Consider the following 15,741-nt stretch of genomic DNA (forward strand, 5'->3'; position numbering starts at 1 on the left):
GGCACTCGTTTTACACGATATCAAACAGATAGCACGCGCATAGCTAAAAATGCTCATACTAATTGGTCGTCACGTTTTGCTGTCAGTGCCACCCCACAACACTGGGTAAATATTTTTTCTTCTTATTCGGAAAGTTACCGCACCCCACGCATGAGCGAGCTGTATAACAATTCAAATCATTTCACGATCCCTTTCATCGGAATGAAATCAGACTTCCGCCCTTCCCCGGAATTACTACCGGAAGTCAATAAAACTATAGAAGCAGGGGTAAAACTCAGTTTCGATGATCTGCTAATAGCGAGGGACTCTCTACATTTTGGTTCAACTTATTTCTATACAAAAGCCAAAGACCACATTGCTCTTGAAGGAGAATACGAAGAAATATTTAACATAAGAAAGTTTAGAACCGAACATTTTCCGAAAGAACTTTATTTTGTAAATATACCTTCTGCCACTATTCGCGGATTTGATAGTTTTATCCATTACAAAACACAATGGTTTGAGCTTAATCTCAGTCACAACCTAACCCAAGGTAATGAAGATGGCTCACATTATTCCCTTTCATCAATACGTCCTGAAACCCTAGTTGCTCGCTTCAATGCTCCCGTACTTGAGACAGGAGTCAATATCGGCTGGATCGGCGAATTTACGGGAAAAACTGCATTTGAAGGTAATGTAAAATACCAGTTATCACACCATAAATCGGATAAAGGCTTAGACCGCTACCACAAAGAGGTTATTCAACAGGCAGGTTATAGCCTGCATGATTTTTATCTCAACTATCAAGCCGACCAATTTATTAAAGGCCTCAGCTCAACACTAACGATGAAGAACGCATTCGATAAACAATATGTTTCTTCAATGGGTGTTCCTCAGGAAGGTCGAAATTTCCACCTTAACGTAAATTACTCATGGTAACGCATTAAAAATCGCATGTTATCAACTGGTTTGGCTAGTATTTAAAATAAAACAAATCAGTTGATGACTTTCTCCCGGCAATCTTAATTTTTCAAGGAAAAATTTGTGAACTCAAACCTCTACAATGATTACCAACAAATTCAAAAATCACATTCTAACTTATGCCCTCACAAAATCGCTGCCTTACTTCAGGTTTCAGAAGCACAACTAGTTCATTGCCGTGTAGGAAATGAGAAAGTTCTTCGATTATCAGGAAAACCGGCAGATATCTTGCAAAATTTAGTCTCTATCGGCCAAGCGAAGGGAATAACACGCAATAACTATGCCATCAGTATTCAAACCGGTGAGTATAGTAACCCGCGGTTTAGTCACCATGGCGGGCTATTTTTAAATCCTAAAGCACTCGATTTACGCATGTTTTTTGCACAATGGGATTCCACTTTTGCTCTTGTTGAAGAAACCTCAACAGGGCTACGCCATAGTATGCAATTTTTTGATAAGCATGGGGACGCATTACATCAGGTTTATGCTACAGATAAAACGGATATGGCTGAGTGGCAGGCTATTGTTGAACGCTATGCTTCGCTGGATAACTTACCTATTGTACCAAAAGAAATTCTCCCACCTTCAACACAAGAAATTAGTCAAGAACTAGCCACTGAGCTAGAACAACAATGGCGAGATATGACTAATGTGCACCAGTTTTTTGGAATTTTACAAAAACATAATTTAAGTCGTCAGCAAGTTTTCCGTGCGGTTAGCCAAGAATTAGCATGGCAAGTTCCTACCACCGCCTTATCTGATCTGCTTTCTCTTGCATACCAAGCACAAAATGAGGTGATGCTTTTTGTCGGAAATCGTGGCTGTGTTCAGATTTTTACTGGCAAAATAAAAGAGTTAACAAAAAATAATTCGCTCAATATTTCTGGTCATAACTTTCAATTGCATTTCATTGAAAATGGTATCTCCGAATGCTGGGTGACTCGAAAACCGACTAAAGATGGGTTTGTAACTAGTTTAGAGGTCTTTGATAAGCAAGGTAATCAACTTATTCAAATGTATGGGCAACGTATAGAAGGTACGCCAGAACAAATAGAATGGAGTAAACAAATTCTTTCTATATCTCGCTTATAATAAAAAGTATTAAAAAATTGTTGGGCTTCTAATGGTAAATTTCCGAATACTTTTTAAGCAAATATTGTGATTAAGTTAGAGATGAAATTTACCATAGAACCCTTTGCTTCATTAATTCACGACAGCGGCATAAGCCACTTTTTGATATGGAAAGAGAATAATCCTCCATTATCCGCATAAAGCGTTTTACTTGTAGTTTATATTAGTTATTAACCCTGCAAATATTGTCATTACAGAGATTTCCCACCATGACAATTACCTCGGAATTTCCTGTTTATTGTTATATAAAAACGATTATAAATGGAACAATAATTTTTCAATTATTTACTTGGTTAATAATTTCGAATGGATTGAACAATTTTTTTGAACATAACAAAAAAAACGCCTTCAACTCGCCTAGTAAAACAAAAAAAATAACATAGTTATTTGAATTAAAACAATTTTAAACATACAATAATGAATGTTTAAAATGTTAATTTTATCAACATCTATTGTACTAATAGCTATTCTCATTTAAAAACCGCACGTTTGGCCTATCGATATATCGGAAAAACAGGAAGAATAGACCCTAATTTCGTGAGTTATTATTAGTTATTAATGAACAATAGCCTACTTGAGTAGGAGGTAAATATGTCAGAAAGTGTAGTCAACGATATTGTTAAATGGCTTGAAAGTCAGTTGCAACGCAATGAAGGCATCAAAATCGACACAATTGCCGATAAAAGCGGTTATTCAAAATGGCATTTACAGCGTGTTTTCAAAGAAATGAAAGGTTGCACGCTTGGCGAATACGTCCGTAAACGTCGTTTATTAGAAGCAGCTAAATCATTACGTGAAGGTAACTTACCTATTCTTGACATCGCATTGCAATATGGCTTTAGCTCACAGGCGACATTTACCCGTATCTTTAAAAAGCACTTTGATACAACGCCTGCAAAATTTCGCCAATCAGGTGAATTGCCTGAATGCAAAAATTTTATGACCTGTAGTTGTCATAACTAATTATTTTAGAACATCCCTTCCTATTAGTTATTTGTAATTTTGAAGTCTATGTCTGAGCCGACTATGTCGGCTCAAGGTTGTTGGCAAAGCAAGATAAAAGTGTGATTTTTCTCGCTTTGTGTTATCAGTCGAAAATCAAAAAATTGATTTTCCTCTTTTATTTTCAATAACCTATTAGACCGCAGCTAAACATAAATGTTTATCCGCAGTCTGAGCCGACTATGTCGGCTCTTTTTTTAACTTAATTCATGGGCTAACCAGTTTTCCAAATCAGCCAACTGTTCCTGCAATTGCGGCCATTTCACAACCATCTCTTTGCTCAATGCACGTACTGTTTCTGCCTGATACGCTTTACCTGTCAATTGCTCACTCAGCCACTCTAAAGGGGATGGGTCTAAACTATCCGTAAAAAACTGACAGCGGTTTATCACACCTTTTTCGATATCAAAATGAAACTCAATTCCCCCCCAAGGAAAACGGGTATCTGAATAGTGAGAGAAAGCCGGGGCTTGCCCAAAATTCCATTCCCAACTACTTTGTTTTGCAAAGGTGTCTGTGAAATTTGGCAAGTCAGGTAGTTTTTCAGGGGAAATATACTCAGCAGCGACCGTTTCACCGAAGTAATTAAAAAAGCTTTTAATTATTCCTTCGCAAACAATTTCATGAGAAATATTGGGGACAAGCTCAGATAAATTAGCCACACGAGAACGCACTGACGTAATTCCTTTTGCCTGTAATTTTTTCGGATCTGGATTCAGATAGTTTGCTAAGCGACTTAAATCTGCATTAATCAGCAAGGTTCCGTGGTGAAAACCTCTATCCTTCGTTTCTCGGTATGCAGAACCCGATATTTTTCGCGGACCACTTTCAGTCTCTAAAACTAAATCATTACGGCCAGAGATTTGTGCGTTAATACCGACAAGTGCCAATCCATCGACAATAATTTGTGTAGAAACTGTTTTGTCATATTCCGGTTTTCCTGCCATAAACGTAAAACAAGTATTACCTAAATCATGAAAAACAGCCCCACCACCGCTACTACGCCGTGCTAAACGAACATTATCTTCTTCCATCCTCCGAGTGTTACATTCTTTCCACGGGTTTTGTGCACGCCCTATAACCACCGTATCAGCATTTCGCCAAAGAAACATAACACGTTGGTCGGTTGGCATTTGTCGGAAAATGGTTTCTTCAACCGCAAGGTTAAACCAAGGATCGTAGGATTCAGAGATGAGTAAACGTACTGTTGACATTAGGCTATCCTTAAAACAAAACTTGCCCTTAAGATAGCATAATCACTAAAGAAAATAGCGAATTTAGATACGCCTTGCCTGCCAAAACACTTTTCGCCAATAAACGTTGTCCATTGATGAACGGATCACCCCTTTACTCGTTGATGCATGAATGAATGTATTATCGGTATCGTAAATACCCACATGCAATCCATTCTCTCCTGAACCTGTTTTAAAGAACACCAAATCCCCTGGCATCAAATCTGATTTATCAATCCGTGTGCCTAATTGAGTTTGATCTACCGTTGTACGAGGTAATTGAATGGCAAAGCGATCATTAAATGTGCGATAGACAAAACCGGAACAATCAACACCATTTTGATTCATGCCGCCATAATGATAAGGCGTACCATACCACTGCTCGAGTTGGTCTTTTAATTGCGCTATAGTCATAATTGGATCAGATAACTGTGTTTTTAGCGGCGGTGGTGGCGTTCTTTTAACGGATGTCGATGAACAACCAATTAAAACTAAACACAATAATAGTGGCAGGTGTTGTATTTTAATAACCATAAAGCACCTTATTTATCTATCTGATTACGATAACTTGCTTATATTATAGTGCGTGAAGACTATAATATAAGCAACTAAGAATTATTCTATTCTATCACTTGATGATTTATTAGGTCGGCTAATTAGCCATACCCCTAATAAAATAAAACAGATACCAATGGCCTTTAACCCTGTAGCAGGTTCATTAAACCAAGGTAAGAAAACTGCTAATAAATAAACGAAAACATAGCTTAAGCTAATAAGCGGATAAGCTTTATTCAATGCTATGTATTTTAATGCTAATAGCCAACATAACATCGATAACGCATAACAAACTAACCCTAAAAAAATAATTCCTAAACTAGTAATATTAGCGAGTAACCAATCCAATTGCAGCCAATGCCAGCCAAGTGCGAATGAGGGTAATTCAACTACCCCTGCTTTTAAGCTCAGTTGAGCGACTGTAACTAATAACGCACTGCCAATCACCCATAAATAACCCTTGTTCATGCGCTGATACTCATTAGCAAAATACCAAACATAATGGCAGCAACCCCTAACCAGTGGTTGAGCCCAGTTTGTTCTTTATAAACAAACTGGCCAATTAGCGTAATTAACACAAAATTAATACTTAGCATTGGATACGCGATACTTAGCGGCATGGTTTCCAATAATTTCAACCAAAACAACATGCCAAGCCCTAGCATGAAAACCGCCAGCACCAACCACCGAAGGGCTGATGCTGTTTTATTGGTTTTATTACTCTGCCAATTGACGACGGCTTGCTTTTGAGCCACTTGTCCAATACAGGTCAAAACGCTAACCAGCAATAACAGTAATAGTTGTGCAATCATTGTTGATGATAAACCACAATCGCCATACGAGAATTTTTAATAACTTCATCTGGCTTAGGAATATCTGGCAGACCTTCTTTACGGCCTAATAAAAAGACAACAGTTACCTGCCCTTCTTTACGTGCTTTTGTCAGCCATTGTGCAAACTGGTCCGGTTTTATTAAGCGATGTTGGCTATCTGGATATTCCAACCCATAACTTAACTCTCCACTACTATTGTATAAATAGATATTGGAATTTTGAGTTTCCCAAGCAAGACCGGCTGCGACCCCAACATTACTTGCCATCAGATATTTGCTATTCATCAGTAAATCATGATTTTGATGAATAAAGTTTTGAGGTAATTTAGAATCGATGGTATTGTTCGGCAGAGCACTGCCAATACACAAACTCACGGCCAAAGAGCACGATGCGGCCCATAACCAATATTTCGCATTTAATACCGTACATAGGTAACCGATAATCGCCCAAATAGAAAAGGCAACGACACCTAACACCATTTTTGACCATTCATCAGGTTCGTATAACGGCTTTTTGATCACTGTGCTCACGACAATTACCGCTATAACCGCAGCGATCCCTAATACAACATTAATAATCCCATTAGCTTTCAATGCTTTCATTTTACCACTACGAACGCAGTCAACCCCATACTTTGCCATAAGCAATGCCAATGGCGCCATAAACGGCAACATATACGTTGGTAACTTACCGCGGGAAATACTGAAAAAGATGACGGGAACAACAAACCAGCACAGTAAGAAAAACATATCAGGACTAGATTTACGTTCTTTCCAACCTTTCATGATAGCACCGGGTAACAGCCCTGCCCATGGAATAGCGCCAAGAATAATAATCGGAATATAATACCAAAACGGTGCGATATGCTGAGCATCATCTGCCGTGAACCGCTTAATGTGCTCAATCCAAAAGAAATAATGCCAATAATCAGGCTCTTGTTTTGCAACCGCCAAAGCCCATGGCAAGCTGATAATAACCGCAGAAATTATTGCAAGCGGCCCATATTTGAGTAGCTCAAGAAACCGCTTTTGATAGATTGTGACAGGCAGCATGACAATCACTGGAATAGCAAGGGCTAAAAAGCCTTTGGTCATAAATGCCATGCCACAAGCTAGCCCAAGACAAAGCCACGCCGCTAATTTGGACTTTACTTCCCTCGATTTCATTGCCCACAAGCAACAAAACATACTTGCCGCTATCCATAAAGACAACATTGGGTCGAGTACACTGTAGGTCCCGATGGAAAACACTAAGAACATCGAGATATAAATGAGGCTTGCAACATAGGCAACGTGGTTATTACGCCACATCATCTTTGCCATACGATAGACAAGTAATGCACTGAGAAGAATACAAAAAACCGAACCAAAGCGAACAGCAAAATTAGTTTCACCAAAGATCATTTGGCTAATATTGTTTATCCAGTAACCTGCCACTGGTTTTTCAAAATAGCGTACATCCAGCATGTAAGGAACAATCCAATCGCCACGCTGTAACATTTCACGGCTAATTTCTGCGTATCGCGTTTCATCTGGTTGCCAAAGTAAACGACTATTCAACGGCAACAAATAGGTTAGGATAAAAAAAAGAGCCAGCAGAGAGGCTCCTACTTTGCTCGCTCGGTTATTCAACATAGGTTGCTTATTCCTCTTCTTGGCAGCCTAGCCAGCCTTCACGTCCGGGGAATGGTGCCCTCACCACACGCCCTTTGGGCAATGAATTCAAATTGTCTGGCAGTAATTCACTCAATGTACAGAATTGGATTTCTTCTTGTGTAATTCGTTCCAATAATTGTGAAAATTGTTCCGATTTGGACATTCCTTCCACTTCTGTATGGATAGTATAAACTGGAACGCCTTGATCTTCTTTAATTGCTTGAAGAATAAAATCATTAAATGCATCATCACTCACGACTGTCCCTACGACTTCATCGTAAGTCGGCAGTGTGACAGGGATTTGAACCGTCCCGAGTGAGCCATCGGCTAAAATTGGCCTAAATGGGTATTTACCACGACAATCACTGTTGTAGTCAAAGTTAAACGCTTGTTTAACTTCCAACACACGCTCATCACCTCGCCAACCAGCAACGGCAGAACAAGTCACTCGGTGTCCAATGGCTTGCTCCAGCGCATCCACCCCTAACTTAACTTGCTCTGTTAGTTGCGGTTTGCTCCATTTGGCAACTTTAGCCTGCCAACCTTGATGGTCCCATGCATGTAAGCCAACTTCATGACCAGCATCCAAAGTTTGTTTCATCAAATAACCTAAATCTTTAGCAATTTTTTTACCCGGCCATGCTGTGCCCGCTAATAAGATATCTAACCCATAAAGGGATGCAGCGTTCGACCTAAGCATTTTCCACAGAAATTTAGGACGCAAAAGGCGCCATAAATGGCGCCCCATGTTATCGGGTCCTACACTGAAGAAAAAGCTGGCCTGGATATTATGCTCTTTGAGCACTTTGAGTAGCTGTGGAACCCCTTTCAAGGTACCTTGGTAGGTATCCACATCAATTCTCAAGCCAACTTTTTTCATTAGTCTTTATTACCTAACTCTTCAACTGCACCTTGTAAGAAGAAATCTAATGTTTCTTCGATGGTATCTTTCATATCGATAGTTGGGACCCAATCCAGTAAACGACGTGCATTTTCAACACTTGGTTTACGGTGTTCAACATCTTGATACCCTTGGCCATAATAGCTGCTGCTTTCGATTTCACGGAAGCCTGCAAATGGAGGAAATTTCCCACGTTGAGGGTGTTTTTCGAAGCTTTCCAACAACATTTCTGCTAATTCACGAATACTCGCTTCGTTAGTTGGGTTACCGATATTGATGATCTGACCATCACATTTGCCATCTTTGTTTTCGATAATACGGAATAACGCTTCGATACCGTCTTTAATATCTGTAAAGCAACGTTTTTGTGCACCACCGTCAACCAGTTTAATTGGCGAACCTTCAACTAAGTTTAGAATTAACTGAGTAATCGCACGCGAACTACCAATACGTGCAGAATTCAAGCTATCTAAGCGAGGCCCCATCCAGTTGAATGGACGGAATAAGGTGAATTTTAAACCTTCTTTCGCACCGTATGCCCAAATCACTCGGTCAAGTAATTGTTTAGAAACTGAGTAAATCCAACGTTGTTTATTGATTGGGCCGACGATTAAGCGTGACTCGTCTTCATCAAACTCTTTATCATCACACATACCATAAACTTCAGACGTCGATGGGAAGATAATACGTTTGTTATATTTCACGCAGTAACGTACAACTTTCAAGTTTTCTTCAAAGTCTAATTCGAAAACGCGTAATGGATTACGGGTATATTCGATTGGCGTTGCAATCGCAACCAGAGGCAGAATAACGTCACATTTTTTGATGTGGTATTCAATCCATTCTGTATGGATGCTAACGTCACCTTCAATGAAGTGGAAGCGTGGGTTACCAATAAAACGCTCAATCGCAGAAGAACCGATATCCATACCATAAATATCGTAGTTACCGTCTTTTAATAGGCGCTCCGTTAAATGGTTACCAATAAACCCATTCACACCTAAAATAAGAACACGTGTGCGGCGTTTAACTTGTGCTGTTGGTTTTGCTCCAACACGGACATCAGTTACGATACCCATTTCGTTAGCAAGGCGGCTACCTTGCATATATAAACCAGTCTCGCTTTGGCCGCTAATCACTTCGATAGCGCCTTGGCCGCAAGCAATACGCAGTGGGTCACTCGAAAGTACCGTACCAGCTGCTTTACCTTGATTATCATCTAAAACGCGTGCGCGCCAGATAACCATTTTACGTGCGCCTAAATAAGTGAACGCACCTGGGTAAGGTTCAGTTACTGCACGAATTAAGCAGTTAACTTCTTTTGCGCTATTATTCCAATTAATCAAACCATCTTCAGCGGTACGACGACCAAAATATGTTGCTTGGCTTTCATCTTGTGCAACTGATTTGTAGCTACCAGCTTCAATTAATGGCAGTGTTTTATTCAATAAAACTTCCGCCGCTTCACGTACTTTCGCATGTAAAGTCAGGCTAGTGTCTGTATCGGTAATCGCCACTTTTTCTTGAGCAATAATATCGCCAGCGTCAGCTTTAGCTACCATTTTATGTAAGGTCACACCAGTTTCGCTTTCACCTTTTAATAATGCCCAATTAATAGGTGCTCGACCGCGGTATTTAGGTAGCAATGAGCCGTGTAAATTAAACGCACCTTTAGGCGCGATAGCTAACAGCTCTTCACTTAACATATCACGATAGTAGAAAGAGAAAATCACATCAGGTTTCATTTCGCGAATACGTTCAATCCATAATGGATGATTAACGTTTTCAGGCGCAAAAACAGGAAGCTCCATGTCAGCACTTAAACGCGCAACTGAGGAGTAAAAGTGGTTTTCATTTGGGTCATCAGTGTGTGTAAACACTGCTTGGATATCAAAACCTGCTTTTTCAAGCGCTTTTAGCCCTACGCAGCCAATATCATGATAGGCAAAAACAATAGCTTTCATTAGTCTTCTTCCTGATTTTTGTCGGATTTCGCATCTGCTCCAACGACTTTTTGAATAAAATAACGAGGTCTTGCGCGCACATCATTGTAGATCCTACCGATGTATTCGCCCAGTAGCCCCATGGCAACAAATTGTGCACCAATAAACATAAAGAGTACTGCAAACAGAGTAAATACGCCATCTGCTGCCCACTCTGCGCCAAAAATTAAACGCAATGCAATTAACAATACCGCTAATAAAAAACCGCCAGCAGCAATAATACTTCCTACAACACTCAATAAACGTAGTGGCGCTGTAGTCAGGCATGTTAATAAGTCATACATTAAATTAATCAGCTTCATAAAGCTGTATTTAGAATCACCAAACTCGCGTTCTGCATGCGCTACATCAATTTCAATTGTTCTACGTGCAAATGTATTTGCCAAAATAGGAATAAATGTACTTCTTTCATGACATTGCAACATAGCTTGAATGATATGACGGCGGTATGCACGTAACATACAGCCGTAATCTCCCATTGAACGCCCTGTCGCTTTTGTGATCATCGCATTGATCATTTTAGAGGCTGTTTTGCGAAACCAAGAGTCTTGGCGATTCGCACGGCGCGTACCAACTACATCATAACCTTGCATAGCTGTTTGCACTAAACGTGGGATTTCCTCTGGTGGATTTTGTAAATCCGCATCCAAAGTAATCACTAAGTCGCCATCAGCTTGGTTAAAACCCGCCATAATAGCAGAATGCTGCCCATAGTTACGGTTTAAAATAATTGCAATAACGTGGTTATCTGGATTTTCTGCGGCTTCTGTAAGCATTTGTGCTGAACGATCGCTACTACCATCATCAACTAGAATTAATTCATAGGATTGAGTTAATTGTTTACATGACTTGATAGTACGTTCTAACAATTGCGGTAAACTCTGCTCTTCATTATAGACAGGGATAACCACTGAGACTTTTTTAATCTCATCAAATTCATCTGCGTGTGACACTATTTTGACTCCAAAAGAACTGCTTCTACAGCTTTAACGACCCGTTCAACATCTGCATCAGTCATATCGGGAAATAAAGGTAACGAACACAATGTGGCGCTATTCCATGTTGATTCAGGTAAAACTAACTCAGGGTATTTTTCGCGATAATATTTTTGTGTATGCGCGGCACGAAAGTGCAACCCTGTTCCAATATCATGCTCTTTCAATTTTTCCATGAATGTATCGCGATCAATACCGCATGCTGCTTTATCGACACGTACCATAAATAAATGATTTGCATGTAAATGTGAGTAACTAGGGACACTCAACATTTGTAAAGGAGAATTTTTCAGCAACTCACGATAACGAGCTGTAAGTTCCGCACGACGCTGATTTAATTGCTCAACTCGTGATAACTGCACCACTGCAATCGCGGCGTGAATGTCCGATAAATTATATTTAAAACCGGGCTCAACAACCTCGGCTTGCGGCTTACGGCCTTGCATTTGTCTATCAAACGCATCAACCCCTAGACCGTGAAACTTGAGTGCACGTACACGCTGAGCAAGTTCATCGTCATCTGTTGCGACTAATCCCCCTTCCGCACAGGTGACATTTTTGATGGCATGAAAAGAAAAAATAGACGTTCCCTTTTCGCCAATCCACTCATCTTTATAACGAGTACCCACGGCATGTGCCGCATCTTCGATTAATGCTACACCGGCTTTTTGAGCAATCAAACGCAATGCGTCAAGATCACAAGGAGCTCCCGCATAGTGTACTGGGATAATAGCCTTTGTTTTTTCTGTTAACGCTTTTTCTACGGCATCAGGTTGGATCATTAATGTATCATGATCAACATCAATCATGACCGGTGTTGCCCCAAGCAACTCAATCATATTGATTGTAGATACCCATGTTTGAGAAGGCGTGATGACTTCATCACCAGGACCAATACCCAATGCCATTAATACAACATGCATGCCTGCAGTAGCTGATGACAATGCAATTGCATGTTTACAGCCATAACGCTTACAAAAAACGTCTTCTAGCTGATGATTCTGTGGGCCTGTTGTTATCCAGCCTGAACGCAGAACGTTTTCTACTGCCTTGACCTCTTCATCACCAATTGCTGGTTTTGAAAATGGTAAGAAATTGCTCATATTGTTAATAGCCTAGTTTTCATTGTGAATAGAATATTCTAGTTAATTATACTTTAACCGAACCTCAACACCTGCAAACATTGCGGGATTATCATGTAAAAATGTGTGATAAAAACAACTTATTGCTTATCCGCTAAATTTATAACCTGCCACACTTGATGAGATGTACTGTGACTTAACTTAATTTCAGACATAAATATGTCAGATAAATTATTTTCTGTCATTATGCACTCTGGTTTCCCTATTGCGACTAACTGTCCTTGTTTCATCATCCAAATACAAGATGCATTTTTATATGAATGACTAAGGTCATGACCACTCATTATAACGGTTCCTAAGCAATCACAAAAATATTTAATCCATTTATCAAGCATCGATTGCTGAATAATATCTAAATTATTGGTCGGCTCATCCAATAATATGAATTTTCCCTTGCATTGCTGTTTATCCCAAACCTGCAAAAATGCGGCTGTAATTCGAACCCTCTGCCATTCTCCACCCGAGAGTTGGCTAATAGGTTTACTTAATAATGATGTCAGTTGAAAATCTGAACATAAGCGCTCAAAAATATCATTGGAAAACAAGGTGTCAGGTGAAAAAAGGCCAAAGTATTGAAAAACTTTGAGTATAGGAACGTAACTAACTAATTGTGAAAGATAAGCACGCTGTTGGCTTAATTGTGCAATACGATATTGCCGTATACTTCGGCCATCAATTAAAATATCGCCACCTACAGGTAAATAACCGCTTATCGCAGCTAATAATGTACTTTTCCCCGCCCCATTCGCACCCAATAGATGAATTTGTTCTCCAGCCCGCACTTGAGCTGAAACATTAATCAATCGAGTATCGACGGTAATATTTTTAATATCAATAATTAATTTGTTATCCATCACTTCTACCGCCATTGTTGGTGACGAATTAACAAGAAAATAAATATCGGTGCCCCTAAGGTAGCCGTAATAACACCAATAGGAACTTCGGCATTGGCGATTAATAACCGAGACAGTATATCTGCAATTAATAACCCTAATGCCCCTGCTACAGCAGAACCAACTAATAATACTCGGTTATCTGTTAAACCACTTAATCGCAATATATGAGGAATAACCAAACCAATAAAACTAATCGCACCCGCAATAGCGACGCTGAGGCCAATTAATACACCACTAATAATAATTAATATCACGCGCCATTTATGGACTGAGATTCCTAATTGATAAGCTTGTACTGTACCTAATGAAAGATAATTCAGTATATTACCTTGGAAGAGCACCCAAATTAAAAACGGTAAACAGCCAATAACAAGGCCAATTTGACGCCAATCAACCCCACTAAAACTCCCCATCATCCAATACAGTAACTGCCGCAAATCAAGGTTACTGCTCATATACACCATCCATGTCATACAAGCCCCACTAATCACACCAAGTGCAACCCCAACAAGCAATAAACTCGAATTATTCAAGTTCTTACGACGAGCAAAGTAAAGCAATATGGAGGTAAATAATAAAGCCCCTATAATCGCGCTAACACTTAATAGCCAATAATGCGTCACACCTGATGATAATAATACAGTCAGCACCACCGCGACACCCGCACCATTACTAACCCCTAATAAGCCTGGTTCTGCTAAAGGGTTTTCAAATAAAGCTTGCATTATAGCCCCTGTGACTGCAAGAGCTGCGCCAATGACAATGACCGCTAGTGTGCGGGGAAAGCGAATTTGCCAGACAAAAAGTTGTGCAGTGTCATTCATCCATTGATTTGGCCATAGATGAATTTCACCCACGCTTAATGCAATCACTGCGGTGACTACTAATAAAATTATTAGCACAATAACTAATCGCATATCAGAGCGAAGCTGATTTTTTTGAAGATTTATTAAGTGATTATTCATTATGTTAATAATATTTAAAATAGCGTTGTGAATTCTCGATTATATCTATTTATGAAAGAAATACGATAACAACTACCTATGATAATTAGAGCTTCATCAACCACAAAACCAAAGGAACACTATGAGCATTTCAACTAAGTTGCCTATTAAAACTCCCTCACAAATGACTAATCCATTTGTCCAAGAGCCTAAGCCGCCTTCATTTTGGCAACAAATAAAATTCATGTGTAATAAAATATTCTGTTATCCGCTATTTAGCAACAAAACCAAATTTAAAGTATATGAGAACCCAATATATCGTTCAGATAACATTAAAGCTCATAGCACTCACATGCCGAAAACTAGTAACGATGCCGATAACCTTTCAATTAGCATGGATATTATTTCAAAAACTGAAAATATACAAAAAGATCGATTACAATCCGCAACCAATAATATAGATATTATATTGAAATATATAGAAAATAGAAATGCGATTAAAGCTCAAAAAAAAACAACTTATGAAGAACAAAAAAAGCATCATCAGTTCAATAAATTAGATAAGGCAATTCGGCTACATCCTGAGTTTGCGTCAACTGAAGGAATCTTCAGACTTTCAGGTAAGAAAACAGATATGAATAATATCTTTGAACGTTTAAATTCAGGTAAGCAACTTACTCAAAAATTTATTGATGAACATAATATCAGCCTACCATCCATGACTTTGGCTTATAAAGAATTATTTGGACAGATCATGGACAAGCAAGATTATTCCACCGATTTCTTGAACAAATCGCCTGACCGAGCTTTAAGCGATGCTCTTCAAAATCAGCGAGATGTTATCGAATTTATGAAAAATAATGGGATTACTGGCGAAAAAGAAAAAATTATATTAGCCAATACAAAAACCAGAATTAATTGGGAAACACCGACATTACCATTCAACATGCTTATCTCACTTTTGGCTGATATTGCTAAAAACCCAGCAACAAAAATGGATGCAAAAAACCTTGCTATATGCGTAGCGCCGAGGCTATTAGCAGAACAATTTAAAACACCTTCGAAAGAAAATATCCTATTAAATAATAGAATGATTACCTTTATTGAGATATTGATTCACACTAAATTACACGCTTAAAATTCTTAAAAACAAAAGACCGCCTAGGCGGTCTTTTTCTATATCAAACGATATAATTACTCTTTCGGTGTTGCTTTTTCTACACGGCTTTTTAATTTTTGGCCTGGGCGGAAAGTAACAACACGGCGTGCAGTAATTGGAATATCTTCCCCAGTTTTTGGGTTACGTCCGGGACGTTGATTTTTATCACGTAAATCAAAGTTACCGAATCCAGATAATTTTACTTGCTCACCATTTTCTAAGGAAAGGCGAACCTCTTCAAAGAAAGTTTCTACAAGGTCTTTAGCATCACGTTTGCTAACACCCAGTTTTTCAAACAAATTTTCTGACATTTCAGCTTTAGTAAGCGCCATA

16 protein-coding genes are annotated in these 15,741 nt (G+C 39.1%); 4 read left to right on the forward strand and 12 right to left on the reverse strand.

The genetic code is table 11. From position 1 onward, the window contains the following. The 3 genes from ACU696_RS14440 to ACU696_RS14450 all read left to right on the forward strand — a co-directional run. The coding region (locus ACU696_RS14440; protein WP_447343132.1) for a TonB-dependent receptor domain-containing protein at positions 1-918 on the forward strand (918 nt) is incomplete at its 5' end. A gap of 105 nt (positions 919-1,023) precedes the next feature. After that, positions 1,024-2,052 (forward strand): hemin-degrading factor, encoded by a 1,029-nt coding sequence (locus tag ACU696_RS14445; protein ID WP_123382030.1) that lies wholly within the window; start codon positions 1,024-1,026, stop codon positions 2,050-2,052. A gap of 630 nt (positions 2,053-2,682) precedes the next feature. Continuing rightward, entirely contained in the window at positions 2,683-3,054 is a 372-nt protein-coding gene (locus ACU696_RS14450) for a helix-turn-helix domain-containing protein (RefSeq protein WP_004910390.1), read from the forward strand. A gap of 236 nt (positions 3,055-3,290) precedes the next feature. On the opposite strand, the gene ACU696_RS14455 is transcribed toward ACU696_RS14450, so the two are convergent. The 11 genes from ACU696_RS14455 to btuC all read right to left on the reverse strand — a co-directional run bounded on the left by ACU696_RS14455 (position 3,291) and on the right by btuC (position 14,270). Continuing rightward, a complete protein-coding gene (locus ACU696_RS14455) occupies positions 3,291-4,307 on the reverse strand; it encodes a lipoate--protein ligase A (protein WP_109911255.1) in 1,017 nt (338 codons plus the stop codon). A gap of 63 nt (positions 4,308-4,370) precedes the next feature. After that, a complete protein-coding gene (locus ACU696_RS14460; RefSeq protein ID WP_004910384.1) occupies positions 4,371-4,859 on the reverse strand; it encodes a C40 family peptidase in 489 nt (162 codons plus the stop codon). 81 nt (positions 4,860-4,940) lie between these two features. Then, on the reverse strand, positions 4,941-5,348 hold the full coding sequence (arnF, locus tag ACU696_RS14465) for a 4-amino-4-deoxy-L-arabinose-phosphoundecaprenol flippase subunit ArnF (protein ID WP_004910382.1): 408 nt from the start codon (positions 5,346-5,348) through the stop codon (positions 4,941-4,943). Next, complete coding sequence (arnE, locus tag ACU696_RS14470; RefSeq protein ID WP_209101390.1) at positions 5,345-5,692, reverse strand: 4-amino-4-deoxy-L-arabinose-phosphoundecaprenol flippase subunit ArnE; 348 nt, start codon at positions 5,690-5,692, stop codon at positions 5,345-5,347. Before arnE ends, arnF begins: the two co-directional genes overlap by 4 nt. Then, complete coding sequence (gene arnT, locus ACU696_RS14475) at positions 5,689-7,347, reverse strand: lipid IV(A) 4-amino-4-deoxy-L-arabinosyltransferase (RefSeq protein WP_109911254.1); 1,659 nt, start codon at positions 7,345-7,347, stop codon at positions 5,689-5,691. Before arnT ends, arnE begins: the two co-directional genes overlap by 4 nt. Before the next feature lie 7 nt (positions 7,348-7,354). Further along, positions 7,355-8,248: a 4-deoxy-4-formamido-L-arabinose-phosphoundecaprenol deformylase gene (arnD, locus tag ACU696_RS14480; protein ID WP_115167380.1), complete on the reverse strand. Its 894-nt coding sequence runs from the start codon at positions 8,246-8,248 to the stop codon at positions 7,355-7,357. After that, positions 8,248-10,233: a bifunctional UDP-4-amino-4-deoxy-L-arabinose formyltransferase/UDP-glucuronic acid oxidase ArnA gene (gene arnA, locus ACU696_RS14485; protein ID WP_115167381.1), complete on the reverse strand. Its 1,986-nt coding sequence runs from the start codon at positions 10,231-10,233 to the stop codon at positions 8,248-8,250. Before arnA ends, arnD begins: the two co-directional genes overlap by 1 nt. Continuing rightward, positions 10,233-11,225 (reverse strand): undecaprenyl-phosphate 4-deoxy-4-formamido-L-arabinose transferase, encoded by a 993-nt coding sequence (gene arnC / locus ACU696_RS14490; protein WP_004910377.1) that lies wholly within the window; start codon positions 11,223-11,225, stop codon positions 10,233-10,235. The genes arnA and arnC overlap by 1 nt, the downstream gene beginning before the upstream one ends. Beyond that, a complete protein-coding gene (arnB, locus tag ACU696_RS14495) occupies positions 11,225-12,370 on the reverse strand; it encodes a UDP-4-amino-4-deoxy-L-arabinose aminotransferase (protein ID WP_447343133.1) in 1,146 nt (381 codons plus the stop codon). The genes arnC and arnB overlap by 1 nt, the downstream gene beginning before the upstream one ends. A gap of 119 nt (positions 12,371-12,489) precedes the next feature. Beyond that, on the reverse strand, positions 12,490-13,263 hold the full coding sequence (btuD, locus tag ACU696_RS14500; RefSeq protein ID WP_227024177.1) for a vitamin B12 ABC transporter ATP-binding protein BtuD: 774 nt from the start codon (positions 13,261-13,263) through the stop codon (positions 12,490-12,492). A 5-nt stretch (positions 13,264-13,268) separates the two neighbouring features. Continuing rightward, positions 13,269-14,270 (reverse strand): vitamin B12 ABC transporter permease BtuC, encoded by a 1,002-nt coding sequence (gene btuC / locus ACU696_RS14505; RefSeq protein WP_164528919.1) that lies wholly within the window; start codon positions 14,268-14,270, stop codon positions 13,269-13,271. A 121-nt stretch (positions 14,271-14,391) separates the two neighbouring features. On the opposite strand from btuC, the gene ACU696_RS14510 reads away from it, so the two are divergent. After that, the gene (locus ACU696_RS14510) at positions 14,392-15,387 is read left to right on the forward strand and encodes a RhoGAP domain-containing protein (protein ID WP_109911248.1); all 996 of its coding nucleotides are present in this window, start codon (positions 14,392-14,394) and stop codon (positions 15,385-15,387) included. A gap of 56 nt (positions 15,388-15,443) precedes the next feature. Here the strand turns inward: ACU696_RS14510 and ihfA are convergent, their stop codons facing one another. Continuing rightward, positions 15,444-15,740, reverse strand: coding sequence for an integration host factor subunit alpha (gene ihfA / locus ACU696_RS14515; protein WP_004263721.1), 297 nt, complete (start codon positions 15,738-15,740; stop codon positions 15,444-15,446). Position 15,741 lies beyond the last annotated feature (1 nt).

It is taken from the genome of Providencia sp. PROV_01, assembly GCF_053098325.1.

Bases quoted from the DNA above. Each gene is read 5' to 3' on its own strand.
- arnE (WP_209101390.1), bottom strand. From the start codon at position 5,692: ATGATTGCACAACTATTACTGTTATTGCTGGTTAGCGTTTTGACCTGT.
- ACU696_RS14510 (WP_109911248.1), top strand. From the start codon at position 14,392: ATGAGCATTTCAACTAAGTTGCCTATTAAAACTCCCTCACAAATGACT.
- ACU696_RS14455 (WP_109911255.1), bottom strand. From the start codon at position 4,307: ATGTCAACAGTACGTTTACTCATCTCTGAATCCTACGATCCTTGGTTT.
- ACU696_RS14450 (WP_004910390.1), top strand. From the start codon at position 2,683: ATGTCAGAAAGTGTAGTCAACGATATTGTTAAATGGCTTGAAAGTCAG.
- arnA (WP_115167381.1), bottom strand. From the start codon at position 10,233: ATGAAAGCTATTGTTTTTGCCTATCATGATATTGGCTGCGTAGGGCTA.
- arnF (WP_004910382.1), bottom strand. From the start codon at position 5,348: ATGAACAAGGGTTATTTATGGGTGATTGGCAGTGCGTTATTAGTTACA.
- arnB (WP_447343133.1), bottom strand. From the start codon at position 12,370: ATGAGCAATTTCTTACCATTTTCAAAACCAGCAATTGGTGATGAAGAG.
- btuD (WP_227024177.1), bottom strand. From the start codon at position 13,263: ATGGATAACAAATTAATTATTGATATTAAAAATATTACCGTCGATACT.
- arnD (WP_115167380.1), bottom strand. From the start codon at position 8,248: ATGAAAAAAGTTGGCTTGAGAATTGATGTGGATACCTACCAAGGTACC.
- ihfA (WP_004263721.1), bottom strand. From the start codon at position 15,740: ATGGCGCTTACTAAAGCTGAAATGTCAGAAAATTTGTTTGAAAAACTG.
- arnT (WP_109911254.1), bottom strand. From the start codon at position 7,347: ATGTTGAATAACCGAGCGAGCAAAGTAGGAGCCTCTCTGCTGGCTCTT.
- btuC (WP_164528919.1), bottom strand. From the start codon at position 14,270: ATGAATAATCACTTAATAAATCTTCAAAAAAATCAGCTTCGCTCTGAT.
- ACU696_RS14460 (WP_004910384.1), bottom strand. From the start codon at position 4,859: ATGGTTATTAAAATACAACACCTGCCACTATTATTGTGTTTAGTTTTA.